Source organism: Luteimonas sp. RC10, assembly GCF_014192745.1.
Taxonomy (GTDB): Bacteria; Pseudomonadota; Gammaproteobacteria; order Xanthomonadales; family Xanthomonadaceae; genus Luteimonas.
The window spans coordinates 370,757-385,318 of sequence record NZ_JACHYJ010000001.1; the positions used below are offsets into that span (position 1 = coordinate 370,757).

The 14,562-nt window shown below is 70.5% G+C and carries 14 protein-coding genes; 8 read left to right on the plus strand and 6 right to left on the minus strand.

The features are described from left to right. The first annotated feature begins 5 nt into the window (after positions 1–5). Positions 6–896, plus strand: coding sequence for a dihydrodipicolinate synthase family protein (locus FHW73_RS01555; protein WP_183424948.1), 891 nt, complete (start codon positions 6–8; stop codon positions 894–896). 123 nt (positions 897–1,019) lie between these two features. Here the strand turns inward: FHW73_RS01555 and FHW73_RS01560 are convergent, their stop codons facing one another. Further along, positions 1,020–2,048, minus strand: a complete 1,029-nt coding sequence (locus FHW73_RS01560) for an NADP-dependent oxidoreductase (protein ID WP_183424949.1) — start codon at positions 2,046–2,048, stop codon at positions 1,020–1,022. Between the two features lie 71 nt (positions 2,049–2,119). Then, entirely contained in the window at positions 2,120–3,070 is a 951-nt protein-coding gene (locus FHW73_RS01565; RefSeq protein WP_183424950.1) for an aldo/keto reductase, read from the minus strand. Positions 3,071–3,238: 168 nt separating this feature from the next. On the opposite strand from FHW73_RS01565, the gene FHW73_RS01570 reads away from it, so the two are divergent. From FHW73_RS01570 to FHW73_RS01580, 3 genes are all read left to right on the plus strand, one after another. Next, positions 3,239–4,090, plus strand: a complete 852-nt coding sequence (locus FHW73_RS01570; RefSeq protein WP_183424951.1) for a class I SAM-dependent methyltransferase — start codon at positions 3,239–3,241, stop codon at positions 4,088–4,090. Between the two features lie 146 nt (positions 4,091–4,236). Next, positions 4,237–4,779, plus strand: a complete 543-nt coding sequence (locus FHW73_RS01575; RefSeq protein ID WP_183424952.1) for a pseudouridine synthase — start codon at positions 4,237–4,239, stop codon at positions 4,777–4,779. A gap of 117 nt (positions 4,780–4,896) precedes the next feature. Continuing rightward, complete coding sequence (locus tag FHW73_RS01580) at positions 4,897–6,048, plus strand: hybrid sensor histidine kinase/response regulator (protein WP_183424953.1); 1,152 nt, start codon at positions 4,897–4,899, stop codon at positions 6,046–6,048. A gap of 336 nt (positions 6,049–6,384) precedes the next feature. Here the strand turns inward: FHW73_RS01580 and FHW73_RS01585 are convergent, their stop codons facing one another. Further along, a complete protein-coding gene (locus FHW73_RS01585; protein WP_183424954.1) occupies positions 6,385–8,058 on the minus strand; it encodes a M28 family peptidase in 1,674 nt (557 codons plus the stop codon). 90 nt (positions 8,059–8,148) lie between these two features. Here FHW73_RS01585 and FHW73_RS01590 point away from each other — a divergent pair, with 90 nt between their 5' ends. Together FHW73_RS01590 and FHW73_RS01595 are read left to right on the plus strand one after the other, a co-directional pair. Continuing rightward, positions 8,149–8,889 carry an ATP-binding cassette domain-containing protein gene (locus FHW73_RS01590; protein WP_183424955.1) on the plus strand — a complete coding sequence of 247 codons (741 nt, stop codon included), beginning with the start codon at positions 8,149–8,151 and terminating at the stop codon, positions 8,887–8,889. A gap of 23 nt (positions 8,890–8,912) precedes the next feature. Then, positions 8,913–10,370, plus strand: coding sequence for a glycine betaine ABC transporter substrate-binding protein (locus FHW73_RS01595; protein ID WP_183425356.1), 1,458 nt, complete (start codon positions 8,913–8,915; stop codon positions 10,368–10,370). Between the two features lie 3 nt (positions 10,371–10,373). On the opposite strand, the gene FHW73_RS01600 is transcribed toward FHW73_RS01595, so the two are convergent. Further along, positions 10,374–10,973 (minus strand): hypothetical protein, encoded by a 600-nt coding sequence (locus tag FHW73_RS01600; protein ID WP_183424956.1) that lies wholly within the window; start codon positions 10,971–10,973, stop codon positions 10,374–10,376. Positions 10,974–11,013: 40 nt separating this feature from the next. After that, entirely contained in the window at positions 11,014–11,631 is a 618-nt protein-coding gene (locus tag FHW73_RS01605) for a hypothetical protein (RefSeq protein ID WP_183424957.1), read from the minus strand. A gap of 364 nt (positions 11,632–11,995) precedes the next feature. On the opposite strand from FHW73_RS01605, the gene FHW73_RS01610 reads away from it, so the two are divergent. Together FHW73_RS01610 and FHW73_RS01615 are read left to right on the plus strand one after the other, a co-directional pair. After that, positions 11,996–13,294 (plus strand): HipA domain-containing protein, encoded by a 1,299-nt coding sequence (locus FHW73_RS01610; RefSeq protein ID WP_183424958.1) that lies wholly within the window; start codon positions 11,996–11,998, stop codon positions 13,292–13,294. After that, positions 13,275–13,601 (plus strand): helix-turn-helix transcriptional regulator, encoded by a 327-nt coding sequence (locus tag FHW73_RS01615; protein WP_183424959.1) that lies wholly within the window; start codon positions 13,275–13,277, stop codon positions 13,599–13,601. Before FHW73_RS01610 ends, FHW73_RS01615 begins: the two co-directional genes overlap by 20 nt. Positions 13,602–13,624: 23 nt before the next feature. On the opposite strand, the gene FHW73_RS01620 is transcribed toward FHW73_RS01615, so the two are convergent. Beyond that, entirely contained in the window at positions 13,625–14,431 is an 807-nt protein-coding gene (locus FHW73_RS01620; RefSeq protein ID WP_255492539.1) for a rhomboid family intramembrane serine protease, read from the minus strand. Between the last annotated feature and the right edge of the window lie 131 nt (positions 14,432–14,562).

Below are 14,562 nucleotides of genomic sequence, written 5' to 3' on the forward strand. Positions count from 1 at the left end.
CCATCATGTTTTCAGGCTTGAGTGCATTTCCACTGAGCCCCTTGAACGAGGCCGGCATCGACGAGGCCACGTTCGTCCGACTGATCGAGCGCCTGGTGACCGCAGGCGTCGATTCCATCGGCGCCCTGGGATCGACAGGCAGCTATGCCTATCTGAGCCAACGTGAGCGGTTGCGTATCGCGCAGCTTGCCGTCCAGCACGCAGGCGACGTGCCGGTGATCGTCGGCATCGGCGCCCTGCGCACGCGCGATGTCCTGGCGCTGGCGCACGACGCGCAGCAGGTGGGCGCACGTGGCGTGCTGCTGGCGCCGGTGTCGTACCAAAGGCTTTCCGATGACGAGGTGTTCGGCCTGTTCGACGCCGTGACCCGCTCGCTCTCGGTGCCGCTGTGCGTGTACGACAACCCGAGCACGACGCATTTCGAGTTCAGCGACACGCTGCATGGCCGCATTGCGCAGCTCCCCAATGTTGCGTCGATCAAGCTGCCTGGCGTGCCGGCCGATCCAGAGGCAGCACGTGTGCGCGTTGCGCGGCTGCGCGCCCTGGTGCCTGCGCACGTCACCCTTGGTGTCAGTACCGATGCCTTTGCCGCGACCGGCCTCAACGCGCAATGTGATGTCTGGTACTCGGTGATTGGCGGCCTGTTCCCGGAGGTCGCCTTGGCGATCACGCGCGCCGCCCAGGCGGGGGCCGCGGAGGACGTCACGCGGCGATCGGAGCGGCTCGCGCCGTTGTGGGCGCTGTTCAATCAGTACGGCAGCCTGCGCGTCATCGCCGCGGCGGCCGAACTGTGCGGTCTGGTGTCCACTCCGAGCCTGCCCTTGCCGGTCAAGTCGCTGCACGGTGAGGCGCGGCAGCACCTTGCCACCATTCTCGACGCGTTGGCGCTCAGCTGAAAGTTGCCAATGACGCACGGCGGGGGTCCCTTCGTGCGCCACTGTCGCGCGGGCGATCAGGCGCCGTTTCCGCAATCGGGGACGACGCCCGGCACCGCGTGAGCCGGCAGGTCCGGCGCGGATTCAGTCGTCGGTGAGCTTCACCACCAGCTTGCCGAAGTTGCGGCCTTCGAGCATGCCGATGAAAGCCTCGGGCGCATTTTCCAGGCCTTCGACGACGTCCTCGCGCCAGCGGATGCGGCCGTCGCGCAGCCAGGCGCCCATCTCGCGCAGGAACTCGGGATACAGCGCGATGAAGTCGCGCTGGATGAAGCCGCGCACGGTCAGGTGGCGCGTCAGGATCAGGCTCATCAGCTGCGAGAGGCGATCGGGGCCGGGCCGCGGCGCGGTGTCGTTGTAGTGGGCGACCAGGCCGCAGACCGGAACGCGGGCGAAGTCGTTGAGCAGTGGCAGCACGGCGTCGAGCACCTTGCCGCCGACGTTCTCGAAGTAGACGTCGATGCCATCGGGGCACGCGGCCTGGAGCTGCTCGGCGAAGTCGTCGGCGCGGTGGTCGAGGGCGACGTCGAAGCCGAGGTCGTCGCGTACGTGCGCGACCTTGTCGGGGCCGCCGGCGATGCCGACCACGCGGGCGCCCTGGAGCTTGGCGATCTGCCCGACGGTCGCGCCGACCGGGCCGCTGGCCGCGGCCACGACCAACGTCTCGCCATGCGCGGGCTTGCCGATCTCGCGCAGGCCGGCGTAGGCGGTGAAGCCGGGCATGCCGTAGACGCCCAGCGCCAGCGACGGCGCCGGTCCGTCGGGGTCGATCTTGCGGCGCAGGCCCTCGCCGTCGACCACGGCATGGGTCTGCCAGCCGGCGTGTGCGAGCACCAGGTCGCCGGGCGACCAGGCTGGGTGCAGCGACTCGACCACTTCCGAGACCGTGCCGCCGTCCATGACCTCACCCACCTCGATCGGGGCGACATAGGAGCGGCCGGCGTTCATGCGGCCGCGCATGTAGGGGTCAAGCGAAAGCCAGCGGTTGCGCAGCAGCACCTGGCCGTTGCGCAGGGCCGGCAGCGGGGCCTGCTCGATGCGGAAGTTGGCGGCGGTCGGTGCGCCTTCGGGGCGCGCGGCCAGGACGACGCGGGTGGTGGTGGCGGGCTTCATCGGCGCGGACCTTGGAGGGGAGCAGGTGTCATACCGCATCGGGGCGTTGCGCCCCGTCGAGGTGGGGGGCTTCAGCCGGCGCTGGCGCTATCGAGTGCGGCGATGTCGGCCTTCGACAGCAGCAGCGTGCGCGCGGCAGCCAGTTCGCGCAGCTGCGCCAGGCTGGTGGCACTGACGATCGGCGCGGTGATGCCCGGACGCGCGATCAGCCAGGCCAGCGCCACCTGGGCGACGGTCGCGGCATGGCGGCAGGCGACATCGTCGAGCGCGCCGAGAATGCGCTTGCCGCGCGGGTTGAGGTACTGCTTGACCACCTGCGCGCCGCGCGCGCTCGACTTGGCGGCATCGCTCTCGCTGCGGTACTTGCCGCTGAGGAAGCCGCTGGCCAGTGCGTAGTAGCCGATCACGCCCAGGCCGTGTTCGCGCACCAAGGGCTCGAGCTCACGCTCATAGCCTGCCCGATCGACCAGGTTGTACGGCGGCTGCAGCGTCTCGTAGCGCGGCAGGCCGTGCCGACGCGAGACTTCCAGCGCTTCGGCCAGGCGCGGGGCGGTGTAGTTAGAGGCGCCGATCGCGCGCACCTTGCCCTGCTCGATCAGCCGCGAGAATGCGCCGAGCGTGTCTTCCAGCGGCACCGAGGGGTCGTCCTCGTGCGCCTGGTAGAGGTCGATCATGTCGGTGCGGAGCCGGCGCAGCGAGTCCTCGCACGCGGCCTGGATGTTGGCCGGCGACAGGCCCGGGCGCTGCGACCACTTGGCGACCTTGGTGGCGATGGTCACCTCGTGGCGCTTGCCGCTGCGCTGCAGCCACTTGCCGATCAGCGTTTCCGATTCGCCGCCGGTATTGCCGTCGGCCCAGGCGGAGTAGACGTCGGCGGTGTCGATCAGGTCGATGCCCAACGCGACGCATTCGTCGAGCAATGCGAACGAGGTCGCCTCGTCCGCACTCCAGCCGAACACATTGCCGCCGAACGCCAGCGGCGAGATGCGCAGTCCGGAGTGTCCGAGTTCGCGTTCGGCCATGGTCGACATCCATCCAAGAGAGGGTGCGGCCAGCATAGGCAGCGCGCGGCGATGTGCGCGTCCACGCGCCGCAAAGCAGTGTTCCGGCCACGCGTGTGCGTGGGGTGCAGGCGCGCAACGACGCGGCTTGTGGCACGCTGGCGGCATCCCGCCACCGGAGTTCCGCCCATGCAACGCAGCTTGTCGTTGTGCGCCGCCGCCCTGCTCGCGCTGACTGCCTGCGGCGGTCCGCAGACCCGGGCTGATACCTCGGCCGACCTCGATGCCGCGAACGTCGCGCGCCTGGATGCGGCGATCGCCGGCGACTGGCGCACGCCCGAGAACGCCGCGCGCGACGCCGCCCGCCACCCGCGGCAGACGCTGCGGTTCTTCGGCGTGCGTCCGGGCCAGACGGTGATCGAGATCACGCCCGGCAGCGGCGCCTGGTACAGCGAGATCCTGGCGCCGTACCTGCGCGGCAACGGCCGCTATGTCGCTGCGATGGTCGACCCGGCGGCGGTCCCGGCCGGCCGTGGGCGCGACTATCAGCACACGCAACACGACGGCCTGCAGGCGCGGTTCGCGCGCGATCCGGCGCACTTCGACCAGGCGCGGATCGTGACCTACGATCCGGCGGCGCCGCGGCTGGGGCCGTCCGGTTCGGCCGATGTCGTGCTGACCTTCCGCAACGTCCACAACTGGCGCAGCAGCGGCCAGGCCGAGGGCATGTTCAAGGCGTTCTTCGAGGTCCTGCGCCCGGGCGGCGTGCTCGGCGTGGTCGAGCATCGCGCGGCCGCCGACGTGCCCGCCGACGACCGCAGCGGCTATGTCGGCCAGGCCCAGGTCATCGCCCTGGCGCAGGCGGCCGGCTTCCGGGTCGACGGCAGCAGCGAGGTCAACGCCAATCCGCGCGACACCCGCGATCATCCCAACGGCGTGTGGACCCTGCCGCCGACCAATCGCCACGAGCCGGGCGATGCCGCCCGCTACGCCGCCATCGGCGAAAGCGACCGGATGACATTGCGGTTCGTGAAGCCCTGACGGGCCGGGATGGGGGAAGCGGCGGTCGGGAGGCGCCACCGCGCGTCCCGTGACCCGCGTTGCCCGCGTTGCCCGCGTTGCCCGCGTTGCCCGCGTTGCCCGCGTGCTTTGACCGATCCCCGCGCCCGAGTTCCGATCCTGTTGCCATGCTCATCGCCTTCAACAAACCCTTCGCCGTGCTGTGCCAGTTCACCGACCGCAGCACGCCGCCGCGGGCGACGCTGGCCGGGTTCGGGTTGCCGGCCGGGGTGTATCCGGCCGGGCGCCTGGACCACGACAGCGAGGGGCTGTTGCTACTGACCGACGACGGGCCGCTGGCGCACCGGATCACCGATCCCCGGCACAAGCTGCCCAAGACCTATCAGGTGCAGGTCGAGGGCACGCCGACGGCCGAGCAGTTGCAGGCCTTGCGCGAGGGCGTGACGCTCAAGGACGGGCCCACGCGGCCGGCGCAGGTCGCGCTGCTCGACCCGCCGCCGACGCTGTGGCCGCGCGACCCGCCGGTGCGGTTCCGCAAGTCGGTACCCGATACCTGGCTGGCGCTCACGATTCGAGAGGGACGCAACCGGCAGGTGCGGCGGATGACCGCCGCGGTCGGGCTGCCGACGTTGCGCCTGGTGCGGGTCGCGATCGGCCCCTGGCGGCTCGACGCGCTGCCTCCCGGTGGCTGGCGCGCCGTCGCAGACTGAACCGCGCGCGCCGCCTATACAGGCGTCCCTCACATGGCGTGCATTTCTGTTAACGTCTGCGTCGAATTTGGCGTGGAGGCCCACGCCATCCGCCCGCCAGGCTTCCTTCGGAGCTCCATGCCTTACTCCAGTCCCGTCAGCGGCCGCATTCTCGTGGTCGACGATCAGCCGGCGAACCTGCGCGTGGTCAGTTCGCTGCTGAGCCGGCACGGCTACGAGGTGACGACCGCGGCCGACGGGGCCGAGGCGCTGGCGCTACTGGCGGATCTGCGCCCGGACCTGCTGCTGCTCGACATGCTGATGCCGAACATGGATGGCTTCTCGCTGCTGGGCGAGATCAAGCAGATCCCCGAACTGCTGCGGCTGCCGGTGGTGTTTCTGACCGTCGCCCAGGACCGTGACCTGTTGCTGCGCGCCTTCGATGCCGGCGCGGTGGATTACGTCACCAAGCCGTTCATGCCCGAGGAACTGCTGGCGCGCGTCAATGCGCACGTCGGCCTGAAGCAGACCCGCGACCGGCTCGAGCGCATTGCGCGCGAGCGCCAGGAGCTGGTCAACCTGGTCGCGCACGACCTGAAGAACCCGCTGTCGAGCATCTGGTTCGCCAGCGACATGCTGCTCAAGGGCGAGACCAAGCCCGAGCGCGTGCCGCGTTACCACCGGATGATCCACGACAGCGCCGAAGACGCGCTGGGCTATATCCGGCGCTACCTCGAGACCCAGGACACCTCGCGCAAGGGCGAGGCGGCCGGCAGCGTGACCGCACTGCGCGAAGTCGTCGACTGGCTGGTCGATCGCTATGCGCTGCAGTTCGAGGACCGCGGGGTCGCCTTGCAGACGCGGCTGCCGTCGGCCTCGCCGATGGTCGCGATCGACATGCTGGTGCTGCGCCAGGTGGCCGAGAACCTGATCACCAACGCGATCAAGTACGCCCCGTCGAGCAATGTCGACATCTCACTGCGCGGCGGCGGGCCGGGCTTCTGGCAGTTGCTGATCGAAGACCGCGGGCCGGGCATCGCCCGCGACCTGCAACACGCGCTGTTCCGGCCGTTCCAGCGGCTGGCGCACGCGGGCAAGGACGACGGACGCTCCAGCGGCCTGGGGCTGTCGCTGGCCAAGCAGATCATCGTCAACCTCGGCGGCCAGCTGTGGTACGAGGACCGCGAAGGCGGCGGCGCGCGCTTCATCATCGAACTGCCCGAAGTGACCACCGAGCGCCCGCTGCCGGCCGCCGCCAACGACGACGCCCCCGCGCACACGCGCGGCTGAGCCTGTGCGGCCCCCACCCGGCGCCAATGGCGCCGACCTCCCCCGCACGCGGGGGAGGTGATGCGTATCGCGCAGTTGCGATTCCCAATGACCGGTGCGGGCGCGGCGCTCTAAAGCCCTCCCGCAGGACGCGCACGCGCGGCTGAGGCCCGACGGCCAGCGCCTGGACGGCGCCGATGTGTGCTGCCCCCACCCGGCGCCGATGGCGCCGACCTCCCCCGCGTGCGGGGGAGGGTTGGGTGGGGGCCCTGACCGAAGCGAACCGGCTTCGGGTTTACACGCCGATGCCCTTCCGAAGCAACGCCGTCTGGCAGCAGCAGGCGACGACACGGCCCCTCATTCTTCGTCCCCACGCAATGTCGCACAACGCGTCCCGAACACATCGCCCTCGTTCCACTGGGGCGGCGCATCGTCGTCGCCGACCAGTCGGGTGATCGCCGCGCTCACCCGCGCCAGGCGGGCGGCGTCGCCGTACTGGATCGGCAGCTCGATGTTGTCGCAGGGCCGGTGGTAGCAGTTGCGCAGGAACCAGGTCGCCGCCACGCGCGGGTCCTGACCGGCATTGGCCGACGCGACCCCGGCGTCGAGGTACAGCGCCGGCACGCCCGAGCGCACGAAGGCGTACTGGTCGCTGCGCACGAACGTCGCTTCCTCGGGAAACGGATCGGGCGACAGCGCGACACCGACTTCCGCCGCCGCGCGTTCGACCGCGCCCTTCAGGCTCGAATGCTCGACGCCGATCGCCACGATGTCGCGCGTGGGCGCGGTCAGGATCGGCATGTCGATGTTGAGGTTGGCGATCGGGCGCCCGACCGCCGGCGGCGGCCGGCGCGCCAGCCAGGTGGCGCCGAGCAGGCCCTGCTCCTCGCCGGTCACCGCGGCAAACACCGTCGAGCGTCGCGGCGCGCGGCCGTTGTGTTTCAACGCCTGGGCAGCCTCCAGCATGATCGCCACGCCCAACGCGTTGTCGAGCGCGCCGTGGTGGATGCCCTCGCCGTCCGCGCCCGGCCCCAGGTGGTCCAGATGCGCGGTGTGCACGACGCTCTCGCCGGCCAGCGCCGGGTCGCGGCCCGGCAGCCGGCCGACGACGTTGTGGCCTTCGAGCGTGTCGATGCGCGTGCGCGCGGCCAGCGTCAGCGTGCCGGGCAGCGCGAACGGCGCCGCGGTGCCGGCGCGCGCGGCGTCGGCCAGTTCGGCCGCGGTGCGCGGGCCGTCGGCGAACACCAGGTCGGCGGCGGCCGCGGACACGACCATCATCGCGCGCAGCGGCGGGCCGTCGTCGAAGGCGCGGCCATCGTCGCCACGCAAGCGCATCGCCGGCTGCAGCCCGCGCTCGCGTGTGCGCGCCCAGGGCGTGCCGGCCTCGTCGGCGGCGGTGTGCACCAGCACCAGCGCGATCGCGCCGCGTGCGGCGACCGCCTCGACCTTGCTGCGCAGGCTGCCGTAGTGCGCGGCCTGAGTGCCCGGGAAGCGGGCGGGCGCACCGCCGAAGGCGACGGCGATGCGTCCGTGCAGGTCGACGCCGCGAAAGTCATCGTGGTCGAGCTCCGGGGCGTCAATCGCCTGGCCGACGAAGACCGCCGGCGCGGTCGCCTCGCTGCGCGGCGCAGCGAAGTCGGGCAGCGGCAGGAACTGTTCGAACGGCCGCAGCGCGATGCGCCGCCCGCCGCGCTCGACCTCCAGTCGGGCCCCGTCGCGCTCGACGCTGGCGCGCAGCAGCGGCACGCGTTGCTGCCAGCCGCCGTCGTCGCCGGCCGGTTCCAGGCCGATCGCGGCGAAGCGGGCGGCGACATGCTCGGCGGCCCGCGCATAGCCGGCGCTGCCGGTGAAGCGGCCCTCCATGCGCGCGTCGGCCAGCGTGCGCACGTCGGCCTCGATGCGGCGGCCGGCCGGGGTGTCGTTCGCGACCGCGGCGGCCGCGGGCATCGCCTCGGCGGGTGCTGGGACCGGGTCGCGCCCGCAGCCGGGCAACAGCACGAGCAGGCAGGCGAGCAGCGCGAGACGGGGCATGACACAGGTCCGGGCGGGCGAGGCCGGACCGTAGCACAGGCCGCCGGCGCGGCCGCGGGGCCTGCACATCGGGCTTGCTAGCCTGCCGCGATGTACGACCTCGACCAGGTACACCGGCGCTACGGCGCGGCCGACGCGCTCGCTGGCGTCGACCTGCACATCGCGCCCGGCGCGACGACCGCACTGATCGGCCCCAGCGGCGCGGGCAAGTCGACGCTGCTGCGGATGCTGGTGGGCCTGGAATGGCCCGACACCGGCGAGGTGCGTTTCGACGGCACGCCGCTGCGCCGCGACACCTTGCCGGCGCTGCGCCGACGGATCGGCTATGTGATCCAGGAGGGCGGGCTGTTCCCGCATCTCGATGCCGCCGGCAACATCGCGCTGCTGGCGCGCACGCTGGGCTGGTCGCGGGCGCGGATCGAAGCGCGCATGCGCGAACTCGCTGCGCTGTGCCAGTTGCCGGCCGATGCATTGCGGCGCTATCCAACCGAGCTGTCGGGCGGGCAGCGCCAGCGCGTGGGGCTGATCCGTGCGCTGATGCTCGACCCCGATGTGCTGTTGCTCGACGAACCGCTCGGCGCGCTCGACCCGATCGTGCGCCACGACCTGCAGGCGCAGATGCGCGCGCTGTTCGCGCGCCTGGGCAAGACCGTGGTGCTGGTGACTCACGACATCGCCGAGGCGGTGTGGTTCGCCGACACGGTGGTGCTGCTGCGGGCCGGGCGCATCGTGCAGCAGGGCCCGCCGCGCGCATTGCTCGATGCGCCGGCGGACGATTTCGTGCAGGCGTTCATGCGTGCCCAGCGCAGCGTCGACGAGGCACTGCGATGAGCGGCCGGCGCAGGCTCGGTGTGATGCTGGCGCTGCTGGTCGGCCTGCTGCTGCCGGCACTGGCCACCGCGCAGACGGCCACGATCGGCTCGAAGAACTTCACCGAAGGCGTGGTGCTGGGCGAGATCGCGACGCTGGCGGCGTGTGAGGCCGGCGCCGAGGTCACCCATCGCCGCCAGCTCGGCGGCAGCCGGATCCTGTGGCGGGCGCTGCTGGAAGGCGAGATCGATGCCTATGCCGAGTACACCGGCACGCTGGCCGACGAGTTGCTGCGCATGCCGCGTGCGCAACGTGCGGCGCTGGAGGCGGCGCTGGCCGAACGCGGGCTGGCGATGACCGCGCCACTGGGCTTCGACAACAGCTACGCGATCGGCATGCGCCGCGCGCAGGCCGCCCAGCTGGGGATCACAAGGTTGTCCGACCTCGCCGCGCACCCGGCACTGCGGCTGGGCCTGAGCAACGAGTTCATGTCGCGCGGCGACGGCTGGCCGGGCCTGCGCGCGGCCTACGCGCTGCCGCAGCGCCCCGATGGGCTCGACCATGATCTTGCGTATCGGGCGCTGGCCAGCGGCGCGATCGACGCCACCGACCTGTACGCGACCGATGCCGAGATTCCGCACTACGACCTGGTCGTGCTCGACGACGACCGCGACTACTTCCCGTCGTATGCCGCGATCTACCTCTATCGCACAGATCTGGGCACACGTGCACCGACGGTGCTGGCCGCACTGCGCGGACTGGAAGGCCGGATCGATGCGGCGACGATGCAGCGGCTCAACGCGCGGGTGAAGCTCGATGGCGTGGACGAGGCAACGGTCGCGGCCGACTGGCTCGGCGTCGCGCCAAGCACGGGCGACAGCCGCGTGGCGCGCATCGCCCGGCGTACCGGCGAGCATCTGGCGCTGGTCGGCATCTCGCTCGGTGCGGCGCTGCTGGTCGCGCTGCCGCTGGGCGTGATCGCGGCGCGGCGGCCGCGGCTGGGCCAGGGCGTGCTGGCGTTGACCGGTGTGCTGCAGACGCTGCCATCGCTGGCGGTGTTCGTGTTCATGATCCCGCTGTTCGGCATCGGCGCGGGGCCGGCGATCGCCGCGCTGTTCCTCTACAGCCTGCTGCCGATCGTGCGCAACACCCACGCCGGGCTGACCGGCATCGCGCGCGAACTGCGCGAGACCGCGGCGGCGGTCGGGCTGCCGCCGACGACGCGGCTGTTGCGGGTGGAACTGCCGCTGGCGTTGCCGACGATCCTGGCCGGCATCAAGACCGCGGCGGTGATCAATGTGGGCACCGCGACGCTGGGCGCGCTGATCGGGGCCGGCGGCTATGGCCAGCCGATCCTCACCGGCATCCGGCTCGACGACCTGGGTCTGATCCTCGAAGGCGCGGTGCCCGCCGCGTTGCTGGCGCTGGCAGTCCAGGGCGTGTTCGAGCTGGCCGAGCGCGCGCTGGTGCCGCGTGGCCTGCGGCTGACGGCGCGGCGCTGAACCTCAGCCCGCGTGCGCGCGCAGGACGATGACGGTCGCGGTCGCGACCACCGACACACTGCCCACGATCCAGAGCAGGTTGTAGACCGTGAAGCGCCGGTTGCGCAGCGCCTGCGGGTCGCCGCAGGCGGCATTGGCGGCCAGTTGCAGCCGGACCAGGCTGGCGCAGGCCAGCGGCATCAGCGCGATCCCCAACCAGTCCATCCACGGCGTCGTCGCCGGCCAGCGCGCGGCCACCGACGGGCCGACGAAGGCGGTGCCCCACGACACCGCTTCGCACAGGAAGAACGCGGTCGCCACCGCCATCGGCCACCAGCGCCGCGCGATGCCCGCCGCGCGCAGGGCCTCGTCGATGCGACGTGCCAGCGCGTGCACCGTGAACAATGCGAACACCGCCCGCACGACCGGGCGCACCCGAACGCCATGCACCGCCTGCCAGCGCAGCCAGTGCAGGTAGAACCAGTACATCTGGTAGAGCCCGAACGTGGCGACGTAGAGCACCACCAGCTTCCGCGGCGAGACCACGTAGAACGCATCGCCGCTGGCGACGGGGGCGCGCACGTCGGCCTGCGGCGGCGCGTACGGATCGTCCGGTGCGTGCATCCCGGTCAGCCGCCGGCGCGCGACGCGCGGGTCGTCGGGGTCATTGCGGCAGATCCACGCCGAAGGCCGGCAGCAGAATCGCCGCACCGATCAACAGCCAGATCAGGCCGAAGATCACGATCCACACCCAGTTGGCCCAGGTGAAGCGCCGGTTGCCCGCGCCGTCGGGATCGCCACAGGCGGCGTTCGCGGCACGCTGCATCGCCAGCATCGACAGCGCGATCGGGACCAGCGCCAGCAACGAGACGATGTCGGTGATCGGCACGCCGATCCCGCGATCGGCCAGCCGCGAGGCCACGGTACTTCCGATCTGGAAGACGACGTAGACAGTTGCCGCCAGCGCCGGCGACCAGGCGCGCACGATGCCGAGCGCACGCAGGCGCTGGTCGATGCGCCGGGCCAACGCATGCGCGAAGAAGATCGAAAACACCGCGCGCGGCACCGGCCACACGGTCTCGTTGCTGGTGCGTCCCCATCGGCGCCAATGGACATAGAACCAGTACAGGACGTAGAGCCCGAAGGTCACGAAGAACAGCACGCAGAACTTCGTCGCCGAGACAACATAGAACGGTTGCGCGGCCGTGGCGGTAGCACGCGGCGCTGGGGCGACGTCCGCGGTGGGGGGCGCGTACAGATTGTCCGAAGATGCGTCCTGCATCGGTGATGTCCCGTCTCGAAGCGTTGCGCATGGTAGCGCGGGCGCCTGAGAACGCTGTCCGCAGCGAGGGGCTCGGCAGCGCATTCGGGCTGGCACCAGGGGATCGGGGGCTGGACGCGAGGCCTGGGTGTGACGCCGCGCTGCCGCTCGCGGCCCTGCCGCGCCACTTCAACGCACCCGGGCACGCCACCTGATGCGAGATCCACCGGTGCGACACCGTGTGCAGTCGAGCACTGGCCGGACGGGCCGCTTAAGGCATGGCTGCTAAAGGCAAGGCGCAGACTCGGTGTTTTGGGCTACTTAAGTAGACTATTCACTGCTCTTCTCGCTTGAAATATCTACTTTGATATACCATTCTCGACCAATGGACAGCGCCATCGAGCTCTACATCAACGGCACGTGGCACTGCGCTGCACGGATCGCAGTGACCGAACGATCCGTGCGCTTTGAGTACCTGCCTGATTATGTCTTCGGCCCGGTCGAGCACGCGCCACCCGTGGCGCTTTCGCTCCCGGTCAGCATGGAGATCCATACGTGGTCGGGCGCTTCGCAGACACCGTTGGCCTTCCTGTGGGATCTGGTCCCACAAGGACGCGGACGCGAGCACTTGGCCGGCCTGCTTGGGGTCTCGGCTCAGGACGCAACGCAGGATTTTTTCCTGGCCCAGCACGGTGCCTTCGCCCCCATTGGCCGGCTTCGTCTCGATACCGCAGTCGAGTTCTACCAGCGTCAGACTGGCGGCATTGCGGCGGACGGCTTCACGACGCGGGACATCAGCGAGCGCACCGATGCGTTCCTTGCCCAGCTCGCATTGCACAACATGCTCGCGGCCGGCACACCCGGTGTGCAGGGCGTGGCCCCGAAGTTTCTGCTGACACAGGACGAGGACGGTCGTTGGTATCCCGATGCGGCGCTGCCCGATGCACGCGCGCGTGCGCACTGGATCATCAAGCTGCCGCGAGGCCAGGACCCGAGCGATCAGCGGATTCTCCGCCACGAATCCATTTATCTGCAGGCCGTTGGCGCCTGCGGTCTGCGTACGATCGACACGCCCGTCTTCAAGGACGGCATGCTGTTCCTTCGCCGTTTCGATCGCCAGGTCGGCACCGACGGCGTCGTCCATCGTCTCCACCAGGAGACGCTGTCGGCGCTGGCCGGGTTCCCGGGCTTCGGCCGCAGCGCATCGCTCTTTGCGCTCACCGAACGATTGGCAGACGTGGCGTCGAATCCGGCCCAGGCCGTCGCGGAATTCCTGTGCCGGGATGTTCTCAACCGCGCGCTGCGCAACCCGGACAACCACGTTCGCAACACCTCCGTGCAGCAATGTCCAGACGGCACTGTGCAACTGACCCCGCTGTACGACATCGGCCCGATGTATCTCGATCGCGAACTGATCACCCGCACGTGCGACTGGCGCTTGCCCGAGGGCGGGATCACCGATGATTGGAACGTGATCCTGGAGCAATTGGCGCTAGACGACGACATCAAAGTGGAAGTCGCCGTCGCGCTCAAGGCCTTCGGCGAGGAACACCTGCCGAAACTCGCCCAGGAACTGCGCATGCGAGATGCTGATGCGGATATCGTTGAGGCGTGCAAGACCGCGATCGGATTTCAGATCACCAAGCTGCAGGCCATTGCCCACCATGCAACGCCGACGCCCTGACAGCCAGACGATCCGCACGCTCAGAGATGCGCTGGCGGCCGACATTGCCTACGGTCGCCTCGACCTTGCGCAAGCCGTCAAGCGCATGCGCAAGATCAGCGGATTGACCCAGGTGCAGTTCGCCAAACATCGCGGCATGAGTCTGCTGACGCTCAAGCGGATCGAGAGCGGCAAAGGAAACCCGACGATCGAGACGCTCGACAGCATCGGAACGCTCTTCGGTCTTCGTGTGGCATTCGTGCATGCGGACCCCAAAACGACCGCACATTGGCTCGAACACGGAGACCCGCACGACAACGATCGGTAAGCGCTGGCAAAGCGGGAGCGTGTCTAACGCGACGCGGGCGGCGTGTCATCGTCAAGGTCGCGCGCCCGCGCGCGCGACGGGAACGGCAGCACGACACCGCGCGCGTCATCGGCCGGCGGGCGCTGCCACAACACCGGCACGTCGTCCGGCGCCGGCGGCTCCAGCGTCTCGGCCTGCAGGCGTGCAGCGCGCTGCGCCTCCTCTTCCTCGATTTCCCAGCTGTAGCGGCGGCGCGGCAGCTGCGGATCGGCACGGCGGAACCAGAACGCCGCGAGCACGCCGCCCACGGCGCCGCCCAGGTGCGACTGCCACGACACGCCCGGCTCCTGCGGCAAGATCGTCAGCAACATGCCGCCGTAGAACAGGAAGGCGATCATGCCCGCCGCGACCGAGGGCCGGTCGCGGCGCAGCAGGCCGAGCACGAACACCAGGAACATCAGGCCGTGGGTCACGCCGCTGGCGCCGAGATGGTGCGAGCCCGGATCGCCGAGCAGCCAGGCGCCCAGGCCCGAGCCCAGCCACATCAACGGCAACCCACGCAGCGTAGCCTTGGGATACACCGCGAGCGCCAGCGTTCCGAGCACCAGCAGCGCACTGGCGTTGGCGATCAGATGACCCGGCGAGCCGTGCAGCAGCGGCGCGCCGAGCAGGCCCGCCAGCCCCGCCCATTCGCCGGGACGGACCGCCAGCGCACGCCAGTCGACCATCGCCTGGATGCCGAAGGCGATGACCAGCAGCAGCACGAAGCCGATGCTGGCCTGCAGCGCGCGCGACAGCCGCTGTCGGTCGCGCGCCCGCTGGGCAGGCGAGTCCTCGGGCGTTTCGGGCATGTCCAGATGCATCGATCCAAGGTGGCGACGGATCGTGAGAACGCAAGCGACACAGGCGTTTGCGACAGCGCCCCGCGACCGACGAGCGCGCGGCAGCGGAGCGAAGGCGAGTCTCCCTCCCCTGCATCGCG

Coding starts and splice junctions, on each gene's coding strand:
- FHW73_RS01555 (WP_183424948.1), top strand. CDS start 6: ATGTTTTCAGGCTTGAGTGCATTTCCACTGAGCCCCTTGAACGAGGCC.
- FHW73_RS01560 (WP_183424949.1), bottom strand. CDS start 2,048: ATGAAGCCCGCCACCACCACCCGCGTCGTCCTGGCCGCGCGCCCCGAA.
- FHW73_RS01565 (WP_183424950.1), bottom strand. CDS start 3,070: ATGGCCGAACGCGAACTCGGACACTCCGGACTGCGCATCTCGCCGCTG.
- FHW73_RS01570 (WP_183424951.1), top strand. CDS start 3,239: ATGCAACGCAGCTTGTCGTTGTGCGCCGCCGCCCTGCTCGCGCTGACT.
- FHW73_RS01575 (WP_183424952.1), top strand. CDS start 4,237: ATGCTCATCGCCTTCAACAAACCCTTCGCCGTGCTGTGCCAGTTCACC.
- FHW73_RS01580 (WP_183424953.1), top strand. CDS start 4,897: ATGCCTTACTCCAGTCCCGTCAGCGGCCGCATTCTCGTGGTCGACGAT.
- FHW73_RS01585 (WP_183424954.1), bottom strand. CDS start 8,058: ATGCCCCGTCTCGCGCTGCTCGCCTGCCTGCTCGTGCTGTTGCCCGGC.
- FHW73_RS01590 (WP_183424955.1), top strand. CDS start 8,149: ATGTACGACCTCGACCAGGTACACCGGCGCTACGGCGCGGCCGACGCG.
- FHW73_RS01595 (WP_183425356.1), top strand. CDS start 8,913: ATGCTGGCGCTGCTGGTCGGCCTGCTGCTGCCGGCACTGGCCACCGCG.
- FHW73_RS01600 (WP_183424956.1), bottom strand. CDS start 10,973: ATGCACGCACCGGACGATCCGTACGCGCCGCCGCAGGCCGACGTGCGC.
- FHW73_RS01605 (WP_183424957.1), bottom strand. CDS start 11,631: ATGCAGGACGCATCTTCGGACAATCTGTACGCGCCCCCCACCGCGGAC.
- FHW73_RS01610 (WP_183424958.1), top strand. CDS start 11,996: ATGGACAGCGCCATCGAGCTCTACATCAACGGCACGTGGCACTGCGCT.
- FHW73_RS01615 (WP_183424959.1), top strand. CDS start 13,275: ATGCAACGCCGACGCCCTGACAGCCAGACGATCCGCACGCTCAGAGAT.
- FHW73_RS01620 (WP_255492539.1), bottom strand. CDS start 14,431: ATGCCCGAAACGCCCGAGGACTCGCCTGCCCAGCGGGCGCGCGACCGA.